This is a genomic window from Streptomyces katrae (assembly GCF_000966975.1).
Taxonomy (GTDB): Bacteria; Actinomycetota; Actinomycetes; order Streptomycetales; family Streptomycetaceae; genus Streptomyces; species Streptomyces katrae.
In genome coordinates this window covers 1-19,121 of the sequence record NZ_JZWV01000209.1, presented here as the reverse complement: position 1 = coordinate 19,121, position 19,121 = coordinate 1, and the positions used below count along the sequence as shown (strand labels likewise).

The following is a 19,121-nucleotide window of genomic DNA, read 5'->3' as shown; positions in this document are numbered from 1 at the left end:
ATCCCGTCCTCGGCGAGCTGCGCGAGCACGTGCTCGACCACGTGCTCGCGGACGTCCGGGGTCAGCAGGTTCTCCAGGTCGATCTCGGTCGCGTGCTGCGTGGAGACCACCACCGTGTCCAGGCGGACCGGCCTGTTCCCCTCGTACTCGACGGTGACCTGCGTCTTGCCGTCCGGGCGCAGGTACGGGAGCGTCGCGTTCCGGCGGACCTCGGACAGCCGCCGCGAGAGCCGGTGCGCGAGGTGGACCGGCAGCGGCATCAGCTCGGGCGTCTCGTCGCAGGCGAAGCCGAACATCAGCCCCTGGTCGCCGGCCCCCTGCCGGTCGAGCTCGTCGCCCTCGCCCTCCACGCGCCGCTCGTACGCCGTGTCGACGCCCTGGGCGATGTCCGGGGACTGCGCGCCGATGGACACCGAGACCCCGCAGGAGGCGCCGTCGAACCCCTTGGTGGACGAGTCGTAGCCGATCTCCAGGATCCGCTCGCGGACGAGCTGCGCGATCGGCGCGTACGCCTTGGTCGTCACCTCGCCCGCGATGTGGACCTGGCCGGTGGTGATCAGCGTCTCCACGGCCACGCGCGAGGTCGGGTCCTGGCGCAGCAGCGCGTCCAGGATCGTGTCGCTGATCTGGTCGGCGATCTTGTCGGGGTGGCCCTCGGTCACGGACTCCGAGGTGAACAGACGACGGGACATACGGCTTCCTCCTGTGTACGGCCCCGCGCACGGCTCTGTGCACGGCCGGAAGAGCGACCGTCTCCGACCCCCCTGGAGTCCCGCTGGAACGCGACGCGGCCGGAGGCTCCGGAGGACGAGCGGGTCCCGGCGGCACGACCCTCGTACGTCAGCGGGACACGGTGACGAGCCCCATCTCATAGGCGGTGATGACGAGCTGGATACGGTCCCGGGCGCCCAGTTTGGTGAGCAGCCGTGACACGTGCGACTTGGCGGTGGCCACCGTGATGAAGAGGTCCTCGGCGATCTCGGTGTTCGACCGCCCGCGTCCGACCAGGGTCAGCACTTCCCGTTCCCGCTCGGTTATGCCCTCGACCGGCCGTGGGGAGCGCTCCCGGACAGCCGCGGGGCGCCCGACGAAGTCCGCGATCAGACGGCGCGTCACACCCGGCGCGATCAGTGCGTCGCCGGCGGCGACCACGCGGATCGCCGCGAGGATGTCGTCCAGCGCCATGTCCTTGACCACGAAGCCGCTCGCTCCGGCCCGGAGCGCGCCGTAGACATGGTCGTCCTCGTCGAAGGTGGTCAGGACGAGGACGCGGGTGGTCGCCGGACCGGCCGTGATCAGCCGGGTGGCCTCGATCCCGTCCATTCCCGGCATGCGGATGTCCATGACCACGACGTCGGGACGGGTGTCGTTCACGAGTCGGACGGCCTCGGCACCGGTGGCGGCTTCACCGACGACCTCCAGGTCACTGTGATCGGCCATGAGCACGCGCAGGCCGGACCGCGCCAGCGGCTGGTCGTCGGCGAGCACCACCCGGACGGTCACCGTGCCTCCACCTGAACTCGGACGGGTGCGGGCAGCGGCAGCCGGGCCGCCACCCGGTAGCCGCCCTCGGGGCGCGGTCCGGCGCTGAGGTGGCCGCCCAGCAGGCCGGCCCGCTCCCGCATCCATCGGAGTTCTGCTCCGGCACACCGCCGCGACCATGGTCACCAGCGTCTTCGTCCTGGTGATGCTGCCCCCCATGTTCTCGGAGAGCAGCCGCTGGTCGGCGGAGATCAGACACGCCCTGGTCTCGGCCGCCTGGAACCGCCTGATCCGGACCTGGGAGCCGGAGCCCGGCTCCCTGGGCCACACCGCCACGGTCTCCGGCTCCTGGCTCGTGTACCTGCTCTGGCCGCTGCTCACGCTCACCCTCGCCGTACTCACCGCGAGGCGCCGCGACGTGTGAGCGTGCCCCCGGGGACGAGGTCCCGGCAGCTCGTGGCGCGGGACCGTTCAGACCGCCGCGCTCACCGGTACCCGGTCGCCGCCGCGCGTCGGGCTCAGGAGGCCGCCGTGGAGGCGCTTGAGCTCCGGGGAGGGCTCCAGGCCCAGTTCCTCGGCGAGCAGCCGGCGCACCTTCTGGTAGGCCTGGAGGGCCTCAGCGCGCCGTCCGGCGGCGCCGAGGGCGCCGATGAGGCGGCTGTGGAACCACTCGTTCAGCGGGTAGTCGTTGATCAGCTTGCGCAGCTCCGGTATGGACTCGCGGTGCCGGCCCAGCGCCTCCTGGGCCTCGATGCGGGTCTCGAAGGCCCTGATCCGCAGCTCCTCCAGGTGCACGATGTGCCCGGCGAGCACGTCTCCGGCGGGGAAGTTCGACAGGGCGGGCCCGCGCCACAGGTCGAGGGCCTGGCCGATCGTGCGCAGCGCCCGCTGCGGCTCCTCCTCGGCCAGTTCGTACCGGGCCCGGGTGACGAGCCGCTCGAAGATCCGTACGTCGACCTCGGAGTCCTCGACCCGCATCACGTAGCCGGAGGGCCCGGTGACGATCAGGCAGCGGCCGGCGGGCGCCAGTTCCTCCTGGGTGAACATCCGGCGCGCGTGGTAGACGTACGTCTGGAGCGTCGTGACGGCGCTGCGCGGGGGGTTCTCGCCCCACAGTTCCCGGATGAGCGACTCGGCGGTGACGACCTCGCCGGGCCGGGTGAGCAGCAGTGCGAGTGTCTGGCAGACCTTGGGGGTGCCGGGCTGGTAGGTCCTGCCGTCGTCGGTGACGATTTCGAAGGGGCCGATGAGATTGAAGCGCATGGAAGATGACTCCTCATCAGCGAGAACAACAAAAAACGGGACGGCTGGAATCAATAGAAGTGTCTTGTGTGGGGAATGTGCACGTCAACGGCACAGATGTCAGAACGCGGTCAAGCTGCGTCAGCATTGAGCCACCAGTTGGCCGGTTTTTCCTCCACCTCCGGAAAATCCGCCGGAAACCGGAAATCGGCCCTCACACACGAAAGGACGGCCGCCCCACCGGATCTCTCCGGCGGAGCGGCCGTCCTCATTCGGCCGTCCCTACTCGCTCAGGCGCTCACTCGCCGAGCAGGTAGCGGATGTGCTTGACCAGCTCGCCGATGTCCTCGCGCAGCAGGCTGTAGTGGTCGGCGTCGAGGTCGATGACCGTCGGCGGCTCGGCCGAGTAACCGCTGCTGTTCTCCAGGAACGAGTAGTCGTCGCCCACGGCCTTGAAGATGCTGATCGGCGCCTGGAGGGTGCGCTCGGCCAGCTCGTGGAAGCTGTACTCGAATTCGTACGTCTGGCCCACGACCGAGATGATGCGGCGGGCGAGGTCGACGTCGATCCCCTTGAGCTCGCTGATGAACTCGGCGAAGGACGCCTCGTCCGTCACGGTCTCCAGGCACCGGTCCAGGTCCGGACCGGAAATGGTGCCGGTGAAGACCGAGAACAGGATCGTGGTGTAGCCGCGGTTGGCGAAGGAGGCCTCACGGCCCCACACCTTGCCGTTCTCGGCGCGCACCTTCGGGGAGCCCGGGGCGATCAGGAAGAGGTTGTCCACCTTCTCGCCCGCCTGCTCCAGCTGGTAGGCGGTCTCGAAGGCCACGCGGGCGCCGAAGGAGTAGCCCCACAGGGTGTAGGGGCCGGTCGGCTGGATCTCCTTGAGGGCCTCGATGTCCTTCTTGGCCATCTCGGTGATGGTCTCGTACGGGGTCTCGCCCTCGTTGATGCCGTAGGACTGGACGCCGTAGAACGAGCGGCCGAGGCCGATCTCGCCGGCCAGGCTGCGCAGGTTCATCGGGTAGCCGCCCAGACCCGGCCAGCAGATCACGGGCCGGGCCTTGCCGGTCTCCGCGTGCAGGCGGACGAAGCGCGAGGACTCCTGGGCGACCTCGCGCTCCAGGCGGCGGGCCAGCTTCTCGATGGTCGGGGACTCCAGGACGCTCTGCAGCGGCAGGGAGACGCCCAGGCGCGCGTTGAGCTCGCGGACGAGGCCGACGGCGATCAGCGAGTTGCCGCCCGACTCGAAGAAGTCGTCCTGGACGGAGGCGTTCTCGCGGCGCAGGGCCTTCTCCCAGACGCCCGCGATCTCCTTCTCGGTCTCCGTGCGCGGGGCGACGAAGGGACGCTCCACGAGCTCGGCGTTGACCTGGTCGGAGGCGGCGAGCGCCTTGACGTCGATCTTGCCGTTGGCGGACAGCGGCAGCCGCTCGAAGACCACGACCCGGTTGGGGATCATGTAGTCCGGCAGGAAGCTGACCAGGTCGTCGCGGATGAGCTCGGCCGGACCGCGCATGTGGACGCTGTCCTCGCGCATGCCCTCGTGCGAGATCTGCTCGTCGCTGATCCGGCCGCCGACGAAGAAGTACATCGGGGCGCTCTCGACGCCGTTGGCGGCGAGGACCGCGTCCATGCGGCGCGAGGCGGGCAGCGGGTTGCCGGTCTTGGAGCTGTAGCCGGAGGACATGAAGCCCAGGTTCAGCCCGTTCATCATCAGGTGCTGGAGCTTCTTGCCGAGGGTGATGTACTTCAGCCAGTCCTCGGTGGCGCGGCTGTAGACGCTGATGCCGAAGCTGGCGGCCTGGTACACCGACTGGTTGATCGCGATGACGTGCTTCTTGAGGACGATGTCGTCCGAGAAGCGGGTCAGCTCGCCGTTCTCGTAGCGGTACTGGCCCTCGGGCAGCCCGGCGATCTTGCCGCCGTGCGTCTGGACGTAGACCTCGGCCTGGTCGTCGCGCGGGCCCGCGTGCGGGACCAGCTCGAAGGTGCCCAGGTAGTAGTCCTCGTCGGCGACGTCGAGCAGGTCCTTGACGGCCGGCTCGTAGGCGCGGTCGTGGATGTCCAGGCCGTAGGCCGGGAGGATCTGCTCGAAGAGGCCCACCATGTGGCCGGTCTCGATCTCGAGGACCTCGACGATGTTGTTCTTGTAGACCGGCTCGATGCCGCTCTTCTTGCCGATGAAGTGGATCTGCGCCGTGGCCTTGCCGGTGGCCTCGCGCTCGCTGATGAGGACGAGCTGGTGGCGGACCGGCTGGTAGTAGTAGTAGCCCGGCTTGAGACCGCCGACGCCCTCCAGCTCGAAGTACATCTGCGTCGCGTACAGCGCGCCCGGGGAGGCGTAGCCGTACTTCGGCAGGAGCCGCTCCTCGCTGATGTACTGGCCGAACCAGCGCAGGATCTGGCCGAGTTCGGCCGGGGCCAGGTCGGCCGCCTTGCGCGACTGGCCGGCGGTGACCTTGGCGCTCAGCAGGCCGAGCAGGTCGGCCTGGGTGACGGGGCCGCCCTCGTAGAAGCGGTAGGTCTTGCGGGCGAAGACCCGGGCGCGCTGCTCGGGGGTGGGCTCGGAGCCCTCCAGGTCGAAGGCCGGGCGGGCGGCCAGCTCGGCGTCGTCGCGCAGGCCCGGGTTGGACAGCTGCGCCTTGACCTGGAGCTTGCTCTTCTTCGACGCGTGGTGCGAGCCGTGGTTGCCCTGGTCCATCAGGGCGGCTTCCTTCTCGCTCAGCTCGATGCAGGCGATCAGGTTCTGGAAGCCGGTGCGGCCGTCGTTCTTGACGATGACGGCGGCGTTGCGCACCCAGTCGTGGTTCTCGATGGCCAGCGAGATCTCGTCGAGCTCGACGCGGTAGCCGCGCAGCTTGACCTGGTTGTCGGCGCGGCCGGCGAACTGCACGGTGCCGTCGGCGTTCCACTGGCCGAGGTCGCCCGTCTTGTACAGGCGGACGGGCTCGGCGCCCTCCTCGAGCTCGATCTCCAGGAAGCGCTCGGCGGTCAGGTCGTCGCGGTGCAGGTAGCCGCGGGCCAGCTGGATGCCGCCGATGTACAGCTCGCCGATCTCCCCCACGCCGACCGGCTTGAGGGTCTCCTTGTCGAGGATGTGGTACGTGGTGCCGTGCACCGGGGAGCCGATGGAGATGGACTGCGGGCCCTCGTCCAGGTCGGCGGGGTCCACCGGGAAGGAGGACGAGTTGATCGTCGTCTCGGTCGGCCCGTAGACGTTGATGAGCGCCCGGCCGGGCATCTCCTGCAGGGTCTGGATCGCCAGCAGGCGCGAGAGGGCCTCGCCACCGCTGAAGATCTGCTGCAGGGAGACGCACTCGGGGAACTTCTCGGTGTCGATCAGGCCCTGGAGCAGGGTCGGGACGCACTGCAGGGTCGTCACGTTGTGCTTGACGATGGTCTCGATGAGGCCCTCGGGGTCGGCGTAGACGCCGGGGGCGCCCATGACGACGGTGGCGCCGTTGGCCGGGGAGAGGATCTCCCACTGGGCGGCGTCGAAGCTCATCGGGGTCTTCTGCAGGATGATCTTGCTGCGGTCGATCGCGTAGGTCTCGCGCAGCCAGCCGAGCTGGTTGACGATGCTGCGGTGCTCGATCATCACACCCTTCGGCTTGCCCGTGCTGCCGGAGGTGTAGATGACGTACGCGAGGGTGTCCGGGCGGGCGCCGCCGGCGGCCGGGGCCTCCTGGCCCTCGGGGCGGACGAAGGCCTCGGACTCGCGCAGGGTCACGATGGTGACGTCCTGCGGGGCGAGTTCGCGCAGGCGGGACACCAGGCGCTGCTGCGCCAGGATGATCTTCGCCTCGCTGTTCTCGATCATGTAGCGCAGCCGGTCCTCGGGGTACTCCGGGGACAGCGGCAGGTAGGCGGCGCCGGCGTTGAGGATGCCCCAGGCACCGACCATGAGGTCGATCGAGGGCTCGACGAACAGACCGACGCAGTCGTCGGCGGCGACGCCGAGGTGCCCCAGGTAGTCGGCCAGGGCCGCGCTTCTGGACGCCAGCTCGCGGAAGGTGAGCTTGTCGTCCCGGTAGGCGACGGCTATCGCCTCGGGGTGCTCCGCCACGCGCTGGGCGAGCAGGCCGGGCAACGTCGTGGTCCCCTGCAGGGTGGGCTCGAGCACGCTGGTCTCCTGAAGAGTCATTTCCCGCTTCCTAACGTTCCGTTGTGGAGCACGGGCGCGGTCAGCGCCCCGGCTGCCGGGCTCCGGAGTGGTGACGAGCCCGGCTACGGCGCCTCACCGCCCAGCGAGGGGGGTGGCGTCCGCACGGGGCGGACGCCGCTGGGAGCGGTGGGGCGTCGGTGGCCGGGCTGCAGCCCGGCCGGGAATTACCGACGAACTGAGGGGCGCAAGGGCAAAGCCTCACCACCCGGAAAGACCGGAACGGCGCGGTGCGTGCGGCCGCCTCCCCCTTCGGACGGACGGGCCCGCCTCGGGCCCGTCCGTCCGGGCGATCACCGACTCTGCAGGAGCCGGGTTACTGATCCGTTCTCGAACACCGCGCGCGAGGCGCCCGCGATGAGCGGGGCGATGGACAGGACGGTGACCTTGTCCAGTCCGAGGGCCCCGGGCACCGGCAGGGTGTCCGTGAACACGAACTCGCTCACCCGCGAGTTCTTCAGGCGGTCCGCCGCGGGGCCCGAGAGCACCCCGTGCGTGGCCGCCACGATGACGTCCCGCGCCCCTTGGGCGAACAGGGCGTCGGCGGCGGCACAGATCGTGCCGCCGGTGTCGATCATGTCGTCGACCAGGACGCAGACGCGGTCGTGCACGTCGCCGACCACCTCGTGGGCGGTGACCTGGTGGGCCACGTCCTTGTCGCGCCGCTTGTGGACGATGGCCAGCGGAGCGCCGAGGCGGTCGCACCAGCCGTCGGCCACGCGCACGCGGCCCGCGTCGGGCGAGACCACGGTGAGGGCCTCGCGGTCCACCTTGGAGCCGATGTAGTCCGCGAGGACCGGCATGGCGAACAGGTGGTCCACCGGGCCGTCGAAGAATCCCTGGATCTGGTCGGCGTGCAGGTCGATCGTCAGGATCCGGTCGGCGCCGGCGGTCTTGAGCAGGTCCGCCACCAGGCGGGCCGAGATGGGTTCCCGGCCGCTGTGCTTGCGGTCCTGTCGCGCGTATCCGTAGAAGGGCAGGATGACGGTGACGCTCCGTGCGGAGGCCCGCTTCAGCGCGTCGATCATGATGAGCTGTTCCATGATCGACTTGTTGATGGGGGCCGTGTGGCTCTGGACCACGAAGCAGTCCGCACCGCGCACGGAGGCGTGGTAACGGATGTAGATCTCGCCGTTGGCGAAGTCGATCGCCTTCGTCTCGACCAGCTCCGTGCCCAGCTCCGCCGCGATGGCCTGGGCCAGCTCGGGGTGTGCGCGCCCCGAGAAGAGCAGCATCTTTCCGGAGTGGCTCACGCGGCGGTGCCCTCGAGCGTCGGGTAGTCGGTGTAACCCGTGTGGTCGCCGCCGTAGAACTTGCTCTGGTCGGCCTCGGCCAGCGCGGCGCCGGTGCGGATGCGCTCCGGCAGGTCCGGGTTGGCGATGAAGGAGGCACCGAAGGCGACGGCGCAGGCGACGCCGGCCTCGAGCGCCGCCTCGGCGACCTCGGCGTTGACCACGACGCCGTTCTCCGGGTGCGGGCACAGCACGATGGTGCCGGTCCACTGCGCGCGGATGGCGGTGATGTGGTCGCGGTTGCCGCCCTCGAGGACGTGCAGGAAGGCGATCGGCGGCAGGGCCGCGATCAGGGCCTCGTAGATGGCGTGCGTGTCGCCCTCGACGATGTCGTTGTACGGGTTCGACGGGGAGATGCGCACGCCGACGCGGTCGGCGCCGATGCGCTCGGAGACCGCCTCGATCACCTCGATCGCGAAGCGGATGCGGTTCTCGACGGAGCCACCGTACTGGTCGGTGCGCTGGTTGGTGTTCTCCGCGAGGAACTGGTGGAGCAGGAAGCCGTTGCCCGCGTGGATCTCCACGCCGTCGAAGCCGGCCTCGATGGCGAGCTCGGCGGCGTCCGCGTGCTCCTTGACGACCTCGGCGATCTCCTCGACCGTCAGGGCGCGCGGCTCGGGGTAGTCCAGCGGGCCCTCGGGGCCGTAGGCCTGGCCGGCCGCGGCGACGGCGGACGGGGCGACGGACTGGTGGCCGCTCGGGTAGAGCGAGGGGTGGCCGATGCGGCCGCAGTGCATGAGCTGCGCGACGATCAGACCGCCCTTGGCGTGCACGGCGTCGGTGACCGGCTTCCAGGACTCGGCGTGCGCCTGGGTGTGCAGACCCGGGCTGTTGCCGAAGCCCTGACCGGTGACCGACGGCTGGACGCCCTCGGTGATGATCAGGCCGGCGCCCGCGCGCTGGCCGTAGTAGGTGGCCATCAGGTCGGTGGCGAGTCCCTCGGGGGTGGCCCGGTTGCGGGACATGGGCGCCATGACGACCCGGTTGCGCAGGGCCAGCTTGCCCAGGGTGACCGGCGCGAGCAGCTTCTCGGACATGTGTGTGTCTCTCCAGACTGAGGTGAACGCGTGGTGCGGTGGTGGTTCGAAGGGGCGGGTCAGCGCCCGGCGCGCTCGGCGAGGTGCGCGGCGTGCGCGACGGCCAGCCGGCCGGCCGCCTCGGCGCAGGAGGCGAGGACGGCCATGTTGGCCTTGGCGCTGCGGCCGTCGGTGGCGGCGTCGACGGCGCGCATCAGGTACTTGGTGATGGCCTGGCCGGAGACCCCGTCGCGGGTGGCTTCGGCGACCGCGGCCCGGATGGCCGTGTCCACCTCGGTGGAGTCGATGGCGTCCTCCTCCCGGACCGGGGTGGTGATCAGGAAGGAGCTGTGGTTGCCGAGCGCCCAGTGGGCCTCGATGGCCCGGGCGATGACCTGCTCGTCGTCAAGGCGGTGGGGCGCCTTGTGGCCGCTCGTACGGCAGTAGAACGCGGGGAAGTCGTCCGAGCGGTAGGCGACGACGGGGACGCACTGCGTCTCCAGGTACTCCAGGGTCAGCCCGAGGTCGAGGATCATCTTGGCGCCCGCACAGACCACGGCGACCTTGGAACGGGTGAACTGGATCAGGTCCGAGGAGACGTCCCAGGTCTCCTGGGCGCCCCGGTGCACGCCGCCGATGCCGGCGGAGGAGAAGAAGGGGATCCCCGCGAGCTCGGCCGCGACGACGGAGGAGGCCACCGTGGTGGCGCCCAGGCCGCCCTGCGCCAGGATGACGGGCAGGTCCCGGCTGGACACCTTGGGGATGTTCGGCAGGGAGGCGAAGCGCTCGATGTCGGCGTCCGACATGCCGACGCGGATCTCGCCGGCCTCGATGCAGATCGTCGCCGGAACGGCGCCGCCGGCCCGTACCGCGTCCTCCACCTTGCGGGCGGTGGCCGCGTTGTCCGGGTAGGGCAGGCCGTGGGTGATGACGTTGCTCTCGAGGGCCACGACGGCCTTGCCCTCGTGGAGGGCCTCGCGGACTTCCTCGGTGTAGACGACGGGGATGCCGCTGCTTGCGCTCATCGGGTCTCTCTCAACTCTCGTTCAGGTAGCCGGGTCGCTTGACCAGCAGATCCGGGCGGGCCGCTATCTCGGAGAGGACCTGGGCCTCCCAGTCCTCCGGGCTGACCGGCTCCACGGAGATCGAGACGGTGTCCTCGCCGGTGGCGAAGGTCTTCGTCACGGCGGCGGTGACCGCCTCGTCGATCGCCCGGAGCTGCTCGGCCGTGAAGTCCCGGGGGTAGTGCCTGATGTGGATGTGGGGCACCGCTTGGGTCCTCTCACGAGTCGTTCGTGCAGGGGGGGTTGGTGGCACACCGCGGACGGGGGAGGCCGCGGTGTGCCACCACCGCTCCCCGCCCGCCTCGGGGGCGGGGGCGGGCGGGGAGTCTCGGGCGGGTGTCCGCGGCTTACGCCTGGACGGACTCCCGCGAGGTCTGTCGGACCGGTTCGGCCTCGGGCTTGGCCTTGGGTTTGCGCGGCTGGGCCAGGATCACGGACGCGACCACGGTCAGCGCTCCGAGGAGCTGGATCGGCGAGAGCGACTGGTCGAGGACGAAGTAGCCGAGCAGGGTGGCCGCCAGGGGCGAGGCGAAGCTCAGGAAGGACACCGCCAGGGCGGGCAGCCGGGCCACACCGCGGAACCAGATCGCGTAGGCGAACAGGGCGCCGATGAGGCCGAGGTAGGCGAAGCCCAGGAGGTTCTTTCCGGTGATCTCGCTCGGCAGGCCCTCGCCGATCAGCGCGATCGGGAGCAGGACCAGGCCGCCGACGGTGAGCTGCCAGCCGGTGAAGGGCAGCAGGCCCACGCCTTCGGGGCGTCCCCAGCGCTTGGTGAGCACGATGCCGGAGGCCATGCTGAGCGCGCCCAGCAGACCGGCGATCACACCGGTGGCGTTGAGCCCGGCGTTCGGCTGGAGGACCAGCAGGGCCACCCCGGCCGCGCCGAGGGCGCAGGAGACCAGGTGGATCGGCTTGATCTTGTCCTTCAGCAGGGCGGCACCGAGCAGGAGCACGATCATCGGCTGGATGGACATCACCAGCGCCGCGACGCCGCCCGGCAGGTGGTAGGCGGCCACGAAGAGCAGGTAGAAGAAGGCGCCGATGTTCAGCACGCCGAGGACCAGGGCGCGCCACCACCAGATGCCCTTGGGCAGCTTGCGGCCGATGATCACCAGGATCAGGCCGGCGGGCAGGGCACGGAGCAGGGAGGCCAGCAGCGGCCGGCCCTCCGGCAGCAGCTCCGTGGTGACCAGGTACGTGGACCCCCAGATCGCCGGCGCGAGTGCCGTCAGCGCGGAGTCGACAACGGTACGGCTGCTCTTCATCAGGCCACTGCCGAATCTGTCGTTCCGAAGTAGCGGTCGCCGAAGTCTCCGATGCCCGGGATCATGAACGCGTTCTCGTTGAGGCGCTGCTCGATCGAGGACGTGACGATCTTGACGAGGGGGTACTTGGCGTGGACGGCCTCGATGCCCTCGGGGGAGGCGAGGAAGTTGACGAAGACGATGTTCCCCTCCTCCACGCCGGCGTCGAGGAGGACCTCGATGGCGGCCTTGGCGCTGCCGCCGGTGGCCAGCATCGGCTCCAGGAGCAGGACGTGCCGGTCGGCGATGTCCTCGGGGAAGTTCTTGTAGTACAGGTGCGGGAGCTTGGTGGTCTTGTCCCGCTGGATGAGCAGCTTGCCGACGGTGATGTCGGGGATCACCTGGCGCAGCTCGTCGAGCATGGAGTCGCCGGCCCGGACCACGGGGACGGCACACAGCTGGGGGCCGAGTCTCAGGCCCTCGTACGTCTCTCCGACCGGCGTGATGGCCTCGTGCTGGTCGAACGGCAGCTGGTCGAGCGCCGATTCGAGCAGGAGGCGGATGATGCGCCGGGAGTAGAACACGAAGTCCGCGCGGGAGGCTCTGCGGTCACGGATGATCGTGTGCATGGCGCGGAGCTGGTTGGTCTGCGGCAGCGGGTGGACGTTGTGGTGGCCGGTCGCCATGAGAAACCTGCTTCTCGTCGGTCTTGGAGACGTGCTGCGGCCGGGCCCGGGGCCCTGAGGACCCCGGGAACCGCAACCGTGTGGGTCGGGTGCCGAGATCAGGCGTTGGCGATCTCGGCGAAGGCCTTCCGCGACTCGGCCACGAACTTCGCGACCTTGGCGCGGTCCTTGCGGCGGTCTTCGCCCTCAAGGAGGCTGTGGGCGTCGACGGCGGCGGGCTTGACGAAGCGGATCGCGTCGGCGACGTTCTCCGGGCTCAGGCCGCCGGCCATCATCAGCGGCTTGGGGGAACGGCGCACGAGCTCGGCGCTGACGTTCCAGTCGTGGGTGAGGCCGGTGGCGCCCTTGGCACCGGTGGCCGGGTTGAAGGTGTCGGTGATGAACATGTCCACGAACTCGGCGACCTCGTCGACGAACTGGAGGAGCTCCTCGGCGTTGTCCTCCTTCACGACCAGGCTCTTGAGCACGTAGAGGTCGGGGCGGATGGCCTTGAGCTTGCGCAGCTCCTCCGGAGTGACGTCGCCGTGGAGCTGGACGGCCTTGACGCCGAGCTGCGTGGTGAACTCGCTGATCTCGTCGGCGTCCACCATGTAGCTGATGAGGACGCCCTCCTGGGGAGCCGTCAGGCCGGCGATGATCTCCGTGGCGGCGGCCTCGGAGATGTCGTCCTTGCCCGACGGGAGGCGGAGCGGGAAGCCGAACCAGTCGACGCCCTCCTCGGCCAGCAGCTTGGCCTCCTCGGCGTCGATGATGCCGGCGACCTGCACCAGGTCCTTCACGTCACTCATGTGTGTTCCTTTGCGGAATGATCTGATGAATCAAACAGTTTGATTAATCAAACAGACTTGCGAGAGTCCGAGTTGACGTGTCCCGGTATGACGGACTTCGGTACACGTCACGGGATGCTCACGAAAAGCCTCGTTGGTACCCATCTGTTGGTCAACAGGATCTATGTCAGATTCCGGTCAACCTTGTTCATTTCCCGGTCAGTTGTGACCGGGACCCGCTCACCCCCCGGGTCGCGGGCGAGCAGGCACTGCTCCAGGAAGGCCATGACCCGCAGGTGATAGGCGCGGGCGGCCCAGCCGAGGCTGGTGTTGTGTCCAGCATGGGGCTGGATGACCACTTCTGTGGAGGCCCCCATCAGCGGACTCAGCAGTTCCTCCATCGCCGCGCTGTCCTGCCTCCACCAGAGCTCCTGTTCGGCGAAGGTGAACCGCACCGGAGCCCGTACTCCGGCTGCCACGGCGGGGTACATTCCCGGCCACAGCGGGGTCTCGCGGGCCTCCTCGGCGGGAACCGGGCGCACCAGGCCGGAGCAGGCCCGGAAAGCCTCCGGCGGGTAGAAGCGCAGCGCGCCCCAGTGCCGGCGCCACTGGCCGGCGAAGTCCGTCCCGGGCAACTGCCCGGGCTCCACCGCGAAGTGGCGCCCGACCCCGCACAGGTCCACGCCCAGCGGCGCGGCCCTGCCCCGGGCGGCGGCCGCCGCGGACAGCGCGAGGCGGCCGCCGTTGGAGTGGGCGACGAGGAAGAAGCCGGCGCCGAGCTCGTGCCCCCGGGCGTACCCGTCGAGGGCGGCGAGCAGGGCGTCCGTCTGCCCGGCGAGGGGCAGCCCGCCGGGCAGGGGAGCCGCCGAGGCCCCGTAGCCGGGCCGGTCCAGGGCGAGGACGGCGAAGCCCAGCGAGGCCCCGAGCTCCAGCAGGGAGAACCCGGGCCGCACCCGGCTGTCGAAGTAGCCCGCGCTCATCCCCGCCCCGTGCAGGGCCACCACCACGGCCCGGGGCACGGGGTCCGCGGGCAGGGCGAGCAGCCCGGACAGCGGGATCCCGTCCGCGTCGAGGACGACGGACCGCACCGGGGGCGCGGCGGTGGACGGGGCGAGGGCCATGAGGGGTCTCCGGAACTGGATCGGCTGCCCGCCGGGGTCCCCGGCGGGCTCTAGACGGTGCGTTTCGGGGCGGTGAGGGCCCGCGCCCGGGTGAGGGCGAGCCCCCAGGCGGCCCTGCGGCGCAGGAGCGCGGTCAGGGGCGGCGCCGGCCGCGGCCGGACGCCGCGCCGGGGGCCGCGTAGGGGTTGCCGCGCGGGGACCCGGCGGCCGGCGGTGCGCACGGCGTTCATCCGGTGCTCACAGCCGGACTCCCGCGAGCTCGGGCAGCCGGACGCCGGAGTCCCACACGACGCGGAACGCGACGTGGCTCAGCCGCCAGCCGTCCGCCGTGCGCACGGCACGGGCCTCGGTGTGCCCGCCGACGTCGAAGTGGGCGGCCGGCCCCGCCCCGGGGTGGTGGACGTGGGTGGTCACCTGCTGGGCACGGACGACGGCCCGGTCCCCGTCGAGGGTGATGGAGTGGTTGGTGCTCACGTGGTGCGTGCGCGCCCACCGCCCCCGGGCCTCGCGCTGGAGGGCGGCGAAGGCCTCGACTCCCGTGCACACGCCGATCGGGTAGGCGAAGGTGGCGCCCTCGGTGAACAGCGCGGCGAACCGGGCCTCGTCGGGGCCGGTCCCGTCGAAGGTGTCCAGGGCGGTGACGTAGCGGTCGAACAGCTCCCGCAGCTCGGCGCGGTCGCGCAGCATCCGTATCTGGTCGCGCAGCTCCGCGATGTCGTCGTAGCTCGATGGCATGGCCCTCTCCTGTGGGCGGACTCACGGGATACCGCGGTCAGGAGCGTCCGCCCGCGAACTCCTTGACCGGGCCGGCGATGTGGCCGGGCGTCCACGAGGGGGCCGCGGGGCGGTACGGCCCCGGGTGGTGTCCTGTCGGACCGGGCCGGATCCGGCCGGCGCGGGTGGCGCGGCCGGATCCCGGCCCGGTCAGGCCGGGCGCGTACCGGCGGGGTTCTCCCGCCAGGTGCGCGCGCCGTGGAAGGCCCGGGGCTGCTGTGGGCAGCGCCAGCCCGCCAGGGTGGGCCCGCAGCCGGCGGTGCCGCCGTGCTGGCCCTCGTACGCCGCCGCCCGGGCCAGGACGACGGCGGTCAGCGCCGCCAGTTCCTCGGCGTCGGGCCGCCCCTTGACCACGTGGATGAGCCGGCCGGCTTCCGGATGCGTGTCCATGGACTGCTCCTCGTCTCGTGACCTCCCGCCGCCGTCCACGGCGGCGGGTCTGACGTGCGTGCCCGCGCGGACCGGGGCGGCCGGTCAGACCGTGGTGGCGCTCAGGTCGTCCACGGCCCGCGCCAGCCGTTCGGGCGTGTGCGTGCTGTGGACGCGGGCCCCCGGCAGGATCCGGCGGACCAGCCCGCCGAGCACCCGGCCGGGGCCCACCTCCACGAACCGGTCCGTGCCCGAGGCGGCGAGCGTCTCCACCGCCCCGGTCCAGCGCACCGGGCTGGTGAGCTGGCCGCGCAGGGCGACGACGGCCTCGGCGGCCGTCGTCACCCACCCGCCCGTGACACCGGAGACCAGCGGTACGGCCGGGTCGCGGAACTCGGTCGCGATCAGCGTCTCGGTGAACTCCGCCTCGGCCTCGCCGAGCAGGCTGGAGTGGAACGGACCGCCGGTCCGCAGCCACTCCACCCGCGCCCCGGCCGCCCGGGCCTCCTCCGCCACCCGGGCCACCGCCTCGGCCTGCCCCGACACCACGGTCTGCCGGGGCTCGTTGTCCCCGGCCACCTCCACCACCTGGCCGGTGGCCGCCCGGGTCTCGGCGCACAGGCGCGTCAGGTCCGGGCGGCTCAGGCCGATGACCGCGGCCGTCGCGCTGCCGACCCGGTCCCCGACGGTGGCCACCAGTTCGCTGCGCAGCCGCACGAGCCACAGCGCCTCGGTCCACTCCAGGGCGCCCGCGGCCACCAGCGCCGCGTACTCGCCCAGGCTGTGGCCGGCCACCGCGTCCGGCTCCAGGCCCCGGCCGCGCAGCACTTCCAGTACGGCCATGCTGGTCAGGAAGGCGGCCGGCTGCGCCACCGTCGGGTCCTCCAGGTCCCGGGGGGACCCGTCCACGCACAGCCGGGACAGCGGGAACCCGAGCAGGTCGTCGGCGGTGCGGTAGTAGGTGTCGGCCAGGTCGGGCCGCTGGGCGATCAGCTCCTTGCCCATGCCGGCGCATTCGGAGCCCTGGCCCGGGAACAGGAAGGCGGTGCGGGTCATCCGGTCACGTCCTTACTTGCGGTTCAACTGGCGAGGACCGTGTCGTTCGGTCCGGGGGCGGCGGCGCCGCACACGGTGTTGCCTGCGGCCAGCCAGGTGTCGGGCACCCACCTGACGTTGACGACCTTCGGAGCCTGGCCCTTGACCGCCACCGCGGCGGCGTGGGTCGTGTCCGCCGGAACGCCGACCATGGTCCAGCCCTCGGGGTGCCGGTCCAGGTCGGTGCCCAGGTAGTCCTCGGCGGGCGAGCGGCTCAACCCTGTCCCAAGCCCCTTGAGAAACGCTTCCTTGCGCGTCCAGATCTGGCCGAACAGGTGCCTGCGCGCGTCGCCGGTCCCGGCCTCGGCTATTTCGATCTGCTCGTCGGGGTGCAGCGCCTTGGAGCAGATGTCCACCGTCTCGGCGCCGGGGAGTTTCTCCACGTCAACGCCGAGCGGAACGGTTCCGACGCCGACCATGGCCACTCCCCCGCTGTGCGAGAGGGAGTAGTGCAGGGGCGGCGGCGGGGGCGACAGCGCCGGGCGGCCGTGCGCCTCGCCGCAGCCGGGGCAGGGCTCGCGCATGAAGCGGACGTCCTGGGGCAGGGTCGCCGTGTAACGTCCGAGCAGCCGCCGCACCGCGACGTGCGCGGCGGCGTAGAGCATGCCGTCCGAACGGCGGATGAAGGCGTCGGCGCGCTTGCGCTCCTCCGCGTCGAGTTCGCCGACCGCGAGGGCGTCGGCGTCCGCCCCGGTGGGGCGGCGGATCAGCCAGAGGTCGACCCGGTCGGCGGAGAGGGTGAAGTCGGGCCGGTCCAGACCCTGGTGGTTCACCACCGGGCGGGCGGCCGGCAGCAGAGCGGTAGTCGTCATGCCGGCACCGCTGCCCCGTGCAGGTGGGCCTCGGGGCCGAGCTGTCCGGCGAGGCAGTCGATGAGCTCCTGGGCGCTGTTGGCGAGCAGCAGCCGCTGCAGGTTCACGTCGACTCCGAGCGTGGCCTCCATCCGGTACTGGAGTTCGATGCCGGAGATCGAGCCGATGCCGAGGCAGCCCATGGGGCGGCCCGTGGTGTCGACGAGGTGCGGCTCGATGCCGAGGATCCGGCCGAGCTCCTCGCGCACGTACTGCTCGAGGATCCGGGTGCGCTCGCGCAGTCCGGCGGTGGCCAGGACGGCCATGTCGGGCCGGGTCATGTGGACCAGGCCGTTCTCTGTCTCGTATGTCTGCGACATGTGAAGTGTGGTCATGATGCTTTCCTGGTCGAGGTGGGCACCGCGGGAGGGAGAGGGACTCCGGCGGTTCTCAGGACGGGTCGTTCGAAGGGTGTGCGAGTCCGGCGAGGGCGACGCCCGCGCCGGCCACGCCGACGGCGGTGACCAGCCAGAGCGCCGCGCTCCGGCCGGAGGCCGCGTACAGCGCCGCCGTCAGCGCGGGGGTGAGCGCCGCGCCGAGCTGCACGCAGGTCTGGTAGAGCCCGCCGGCCGCCGTCTGGAGGCCGGAGGGGAGGGAGCCGGTCGCCTGGAGGTGCAGCGCGGTGAAGGCGAGCACGAAGGCGAGTCCGACGAGGGACATGGAGGGCAACAGTTCGACATACTGCGCACCGCCCGCGCCTGAGCGCGGGTAGAGCGCGTATCCGGCCGGGGCGGCGAGGGCGCCGGCGGCCACGGCCCGGGCCGGGCCCAGCCGGGCGGCGATCCGCCCCGAGTGCAGGGCGGTCAGGGCCAGGGGCGCCCCGGCGGGCAGGAACCCGAGGGCCGTCTCCCAGGCACTCCACCCGCCGCGCCGCAGATCGAGCGCGGCCACCAGCAGGAAGCTCACGTACGAGCCGTTGAGCGCGGCCGCCCCCAGCGCGGAGCGCACGAGCGGCGCGTGCCGCAGCAGTGCGGTGTTCACGAGGGGCCGCGGGGAGGCCCGTTCGGCCCGTACGCACACCAGGACCGCCACCGCCGCCGCGCCGGCACTGCCCCACCGCCAGGAGGCCAGGGCGTCCACGAGCAGCAGCACGGCGGAGGTCAACGCGCCCCCGGCCACCACTGCACGCCACCGCGCCCCGCCGCCGGGCACGCCCGGCTCGCGCGGAACGACCCGCAGCGCGACGGCGAACAGCGCCGACACGACGAACGCCGGGAACGCGAGCGTCCACCGCCAGCCGGCCGCCCCGGTGAGCAGCCCGGACAGCAGCAGCCCGGAACAGAACCCGGCGGCCCCGAACAGCGAGTACACCGACACGGCCCGCCGCCGCGCCGCCCCCGCGGGCACGGAGGCCACGATGATGGCCAGCCCGGTGGGCGCGGTCAGCGCGACGCAGAATCCTTTCACCACACGGGTGGCGACCAGCAGGTCCAGACGGTCGGTCAGCGCACCGCCCAGCGAGACGGCGGCGAACACGAGCAGCGCGGCGAGGAACACCCGCCGCCGCCCGAACCACTCCACCACCCGCCCCCCGAGCAGCAGCGCCCCGCCGAACCCGGCGGCGAACCCGGTGACGATCCACTGCACCCGGGTGACGGCGGCCCCCAGCCCACTGCCGACGGCCGGCAGCGCCACCAGGGTCGCGGACACCTCCAGGGCGTCCACCAACATGTTCGCGGCAAGCACGGCCACCAGAGCCCAACGGGCCCCGGCCCGGGCGCCGGAGGCAATGCTCATCGAGGCGTACACACTCGCATTCCGAAGAAAGGGGCGGGACCGGCCGAGGAGGGTTCCCCGACCGACCCCACCCACCGCCGACGTGGCGGCGTGGGATACACACGCCGGCGGAGTCAAGGAGCCGCGGACAACCAGCCGCAGACAAACGTCAAGCCGCGCCCAATCCAGCCCCGTCGGCGACGAGCCGCAGACGACTGCCGGGCTGAGCCAAAATCC

General features: G+C 71.4%; 21 protein-coding genes. 1 reads left to right on the top strand and 20 read right to left on the bottom strand.

Features of this window, described 5'->3' with window-relative positions; translation table 11 throughout:
• The 3 genes from VR44_RS09600 to VR44_RS43785 all read right to left on the bottom strand — a co-directional run.
• On the bottom strand, positions 1 to 692 hold a 692-nt coding region (locus tag VR44_RS09600; RefSeq protein WP_045946986.1), incomplete at its 3' end, for an S-adenosylmethionine synthetase N-terminal domain-containing protein.
• Between the two features lie 148 nt (positions 693 to 840).
• Positions 841 to 1,503 (bottom strand): response regulator, encoded by a 663-nt coding sequence (locus VR44_RS09595; protein ID WP_045946985.1) that lies wholly within the window; start codon positions 1,501 to 1,503, stop codon positions 841 to 843.
• The gene (locus VR44_RS43785) at positions 1,500 to 1,625 is read right to left on the bottom strand and encodes an ATP-binding protein (protein WP_425424490.1); all 126 of its coding nucleotides are present in this window, start codon (positions 1,623 to 1,625) and stop codon (positions 1,500 to 1,502) included. The genes VR44_RS09595 and VR44_RS43785 overlap by 4 nt, the downstream gene beginning before the upstream one ends.
• A 35-nt stretch (positions 1,626 to 1,660) precedes the next feature.
• Here VR44_RS43785 and VR44_RS09590 point away from each other — a divergent pair, with 35 nt between their 5' ends.
• Complete coding sequence (locus VR44_RS09590) at positions 1,661 to 1,906, top strand: hypothetical protein (RefSeq protein ID WP_052713527.1); 246 nt, start codon at positions 1,661 to 1,663, stop codon at positions 1,904 to 1,906.
• Positions 1,907 to 1,953: 47 nt separating this feature from the next.
• Here the strand turns inward: VR44_RS09590 and VR44_RS09585 are convergent, their stop codons facing one another.
• From VR44_RS09585 to VR44_RS09505, 17 genes are all read right to left on the bottom strand, one after another.
• Positions 1,954 to 2,745 (bottom strand): AfsR/SARP family transcriptional regulator, encoded by a 792-nt coding sequence (locus VR44_RS09585; RefSeq protein WP_045946984.1) that lies wholly within the window; start codon positions 2,743 to 2,745, stop codon positions 1,954 to 1,956.
• Positions 2,746 to 3,022: 277 nt separating this feature from the next.
• Positions 3,023 to 6,871: an indigoidine synthase BpsA gene (gene bpsA / locus VR44_RS09580; RefSeq protein ID WP_045946983.1), complete on the bottom strand. Its 3,849-nt coding sequence runs from the start codon at positions 6,869 to 6,871 to the stop codon at positions 3,023 to 3,025.
• 311 nt (positions 6,872 to 7,182) lie between these two features.
• Positions 7,183 to 8,124, bottom strand: coding sequence for a ribose-phosphate diphosphokinase (locus VR44_RS09575; protein WP_045946982.1), 942 nt, complete (start codon positions 8,122 to 8,124; stop codon positions 7,183 to 7,185).
• A gap of 14 nt (positions 8,125 to 8,138) precedes the next feature.
• On the bottom strand, positions 8,139 to 9,218 hold the full coding sequence (locus VR44_RS09570) for an alkene reductase (protein ID WP_045946981.1): 1,080 nt from the start codon (positions 9,216 to 9,218) through the stop codon (positions 8,139 to 8,141).
• A gap of 59 nt (positions 9,219 to 9,277) precedes the next feature.
• The gene (locus VR44_RS09565) at positions 9,278 to 10,222 is read right to left on the bottom strand and encodes a pseudouridine-5'-phosphate glycosidase (protein WP_045946980.1); all 945 of its coding nucleotides are present in this window, start codon (positions 10,220 to 10,222) and stop codon (positions 9,278 to 9,280) included.
• 10 nt (positions 10,223 to 10,232) lie between these two features.
• Positions 10,233 to 10,466, bottom strand: a complete 234-nt coding sequence (locus tag VR44_RS09560) for a tautomerase family protein (protein ID WP_045946979.1) — start codon at positions 10,464 to 10,466, stop codon at positions 10,233 to 10,235.
• 142 nt (positions 10,467 to 10,608) lie between these two features.
• The gene (locus tag VR44_RS09555; protein WP_045946978.1) at positions 10,609 to 11,526 is read right to left on the bottom strand and encodes an EamA family transporter; all 918 of its coding nucleotides are present in this window, start codon (positions 11,524 to 11,526) and stop codon (positions 10,609 to 10,611) included.
• On the bottom strand, positions 11,526 to 12,191 hold the full coding sequence (upp, locus tag VR44_RS09550; protein WP_045946977.1) for a uracil phosphoribosyltransferase: 666 nt from the start codon (positions 12,189 to 12,191) through the stop codon (positions 11,526 to 11,528). The genes VR44_RS09555 and upp overlap by 1 nt, the downstream gene beginning before the upstream one ends.
• 98 nt (positions 12,192 to 12,289) lie before the next feature.
• Positions 12,290 to 12,979 carry a phosphoribosylanthranilate isomerase gene (locus VR44_RS09545; RefSeq protein WP_045946976.1) on the bottom strand — a complete coding sequence of 230 codons (690 nt, stop codon included), beginning with the start codon at positions 12,977 to 12,979 and terminating at the stop codon, positions 12,290 to 12,292.
• 161 nt (positions 12,980 to 13,140) lie between these two features.
• Positions 13,141 to 14,079, bottom strand: coding sequence for an alpha/beta hydrolase (locus VR44_RS09540; protein WP_063778905.1), 939 nt, complete (start codon positions 14,077 to 14,079; stop codon positions 13,141 to 13,143).
• Between the two features lie 50 nt (positions 14,080 to 14,129).
• Complete coding sequence (locus tag VR44_RS09535) at positions 14,130 to 14,309, bottom strand: hypothetical protein (RefSeq protein WP_045946975.1); 180 nt, start codon at positions 14,307 to 14,309, stop codon at positions 14,130 to 14,132.
• A gap of 7 nt (positions 14,310 to 14,316) precedes the next feature.
• Positions 14,317 to 14,814 (bottom strand): nuclear transport factor 2 family protein, encoded by a 498-nt coding sequence (locus VR44_RS09530; RefSeq protein ID WP_045946974.1) that lies wholly within the window; start codon positions 14,812 to 14,814, stop codon positions 14,317 to 14,319.
• Between the two features lie 189 nt (positions 14,815 to 15,003).
• Positions 15,004 to 15,243 (bottom strand): acyl-CoA carboxylase subunit epsilon, encoded by a 240-nt coding sequence (locus VR44_RS09525; protein ID WP_045946973.1) that lies wholly within the window; start codon positions 15,241 to 15,243, stop codon positions 15,004 to 15,006.
• 84 nt (positions 15,244 to 15,327) lie between these two features.
• Positions 15,328 to 16,278 carry an ACP S-malonyltransferase gene (locus tag VR44_RS09520; RefSeq protein WP_045946972.1) on the bottom strand — a complete coding sequence of 317 codons (951 nt, stop codon included), beginning with the start codon at positions 16,276 to 16,278 and terminating at the stop codon, positions 15,328 to 15,330.
• A 23-nt stretch (positions 16,279 to 16,301) separates the two neighbouring features.
• A complete protein-coding gene (locus VR44_RS09515) occupies positions 16,302 to 17,129 on the bottom strand; it encodes a 4'-phosphopantetheinyl transferase family protein (RefSeq protein WP_052713526.1) in 828 nt (275 codons plus the stop codon).
• On the bottom strand, positions 17,126 to 17,503 hold the full coding sequence (locus VR44_RS09510; RefSeq protein WP_107072499.1) for an acyl carrier protein: 378 nt from the start codon (positions 17,501 to 17,503) through the stop codon (positions 17,126 to 17,128). Before VR44_RS09510 ends, VR44_RS09515 begins: the two co-directional genes overlap by 4 nt.
• 55 nt (positions 17,504 to 17,558) lie before the next feature.
• Positions 17,559 to 18,905 carry an MFS transporter gene (locus tag VR44_RS09505; protein WP_045946987.1) on the bottom strand — a complete coding sequence of 449 codons (1,347 nt, stop codon included), beginning with the start codon at positions 18,903 to 18,905 and terminating at the stop codon, positions 17,559 to 17,561.
• Between the last annotated feature and the right edge of the window lie 216 nt (positions 18,906 to 19,121).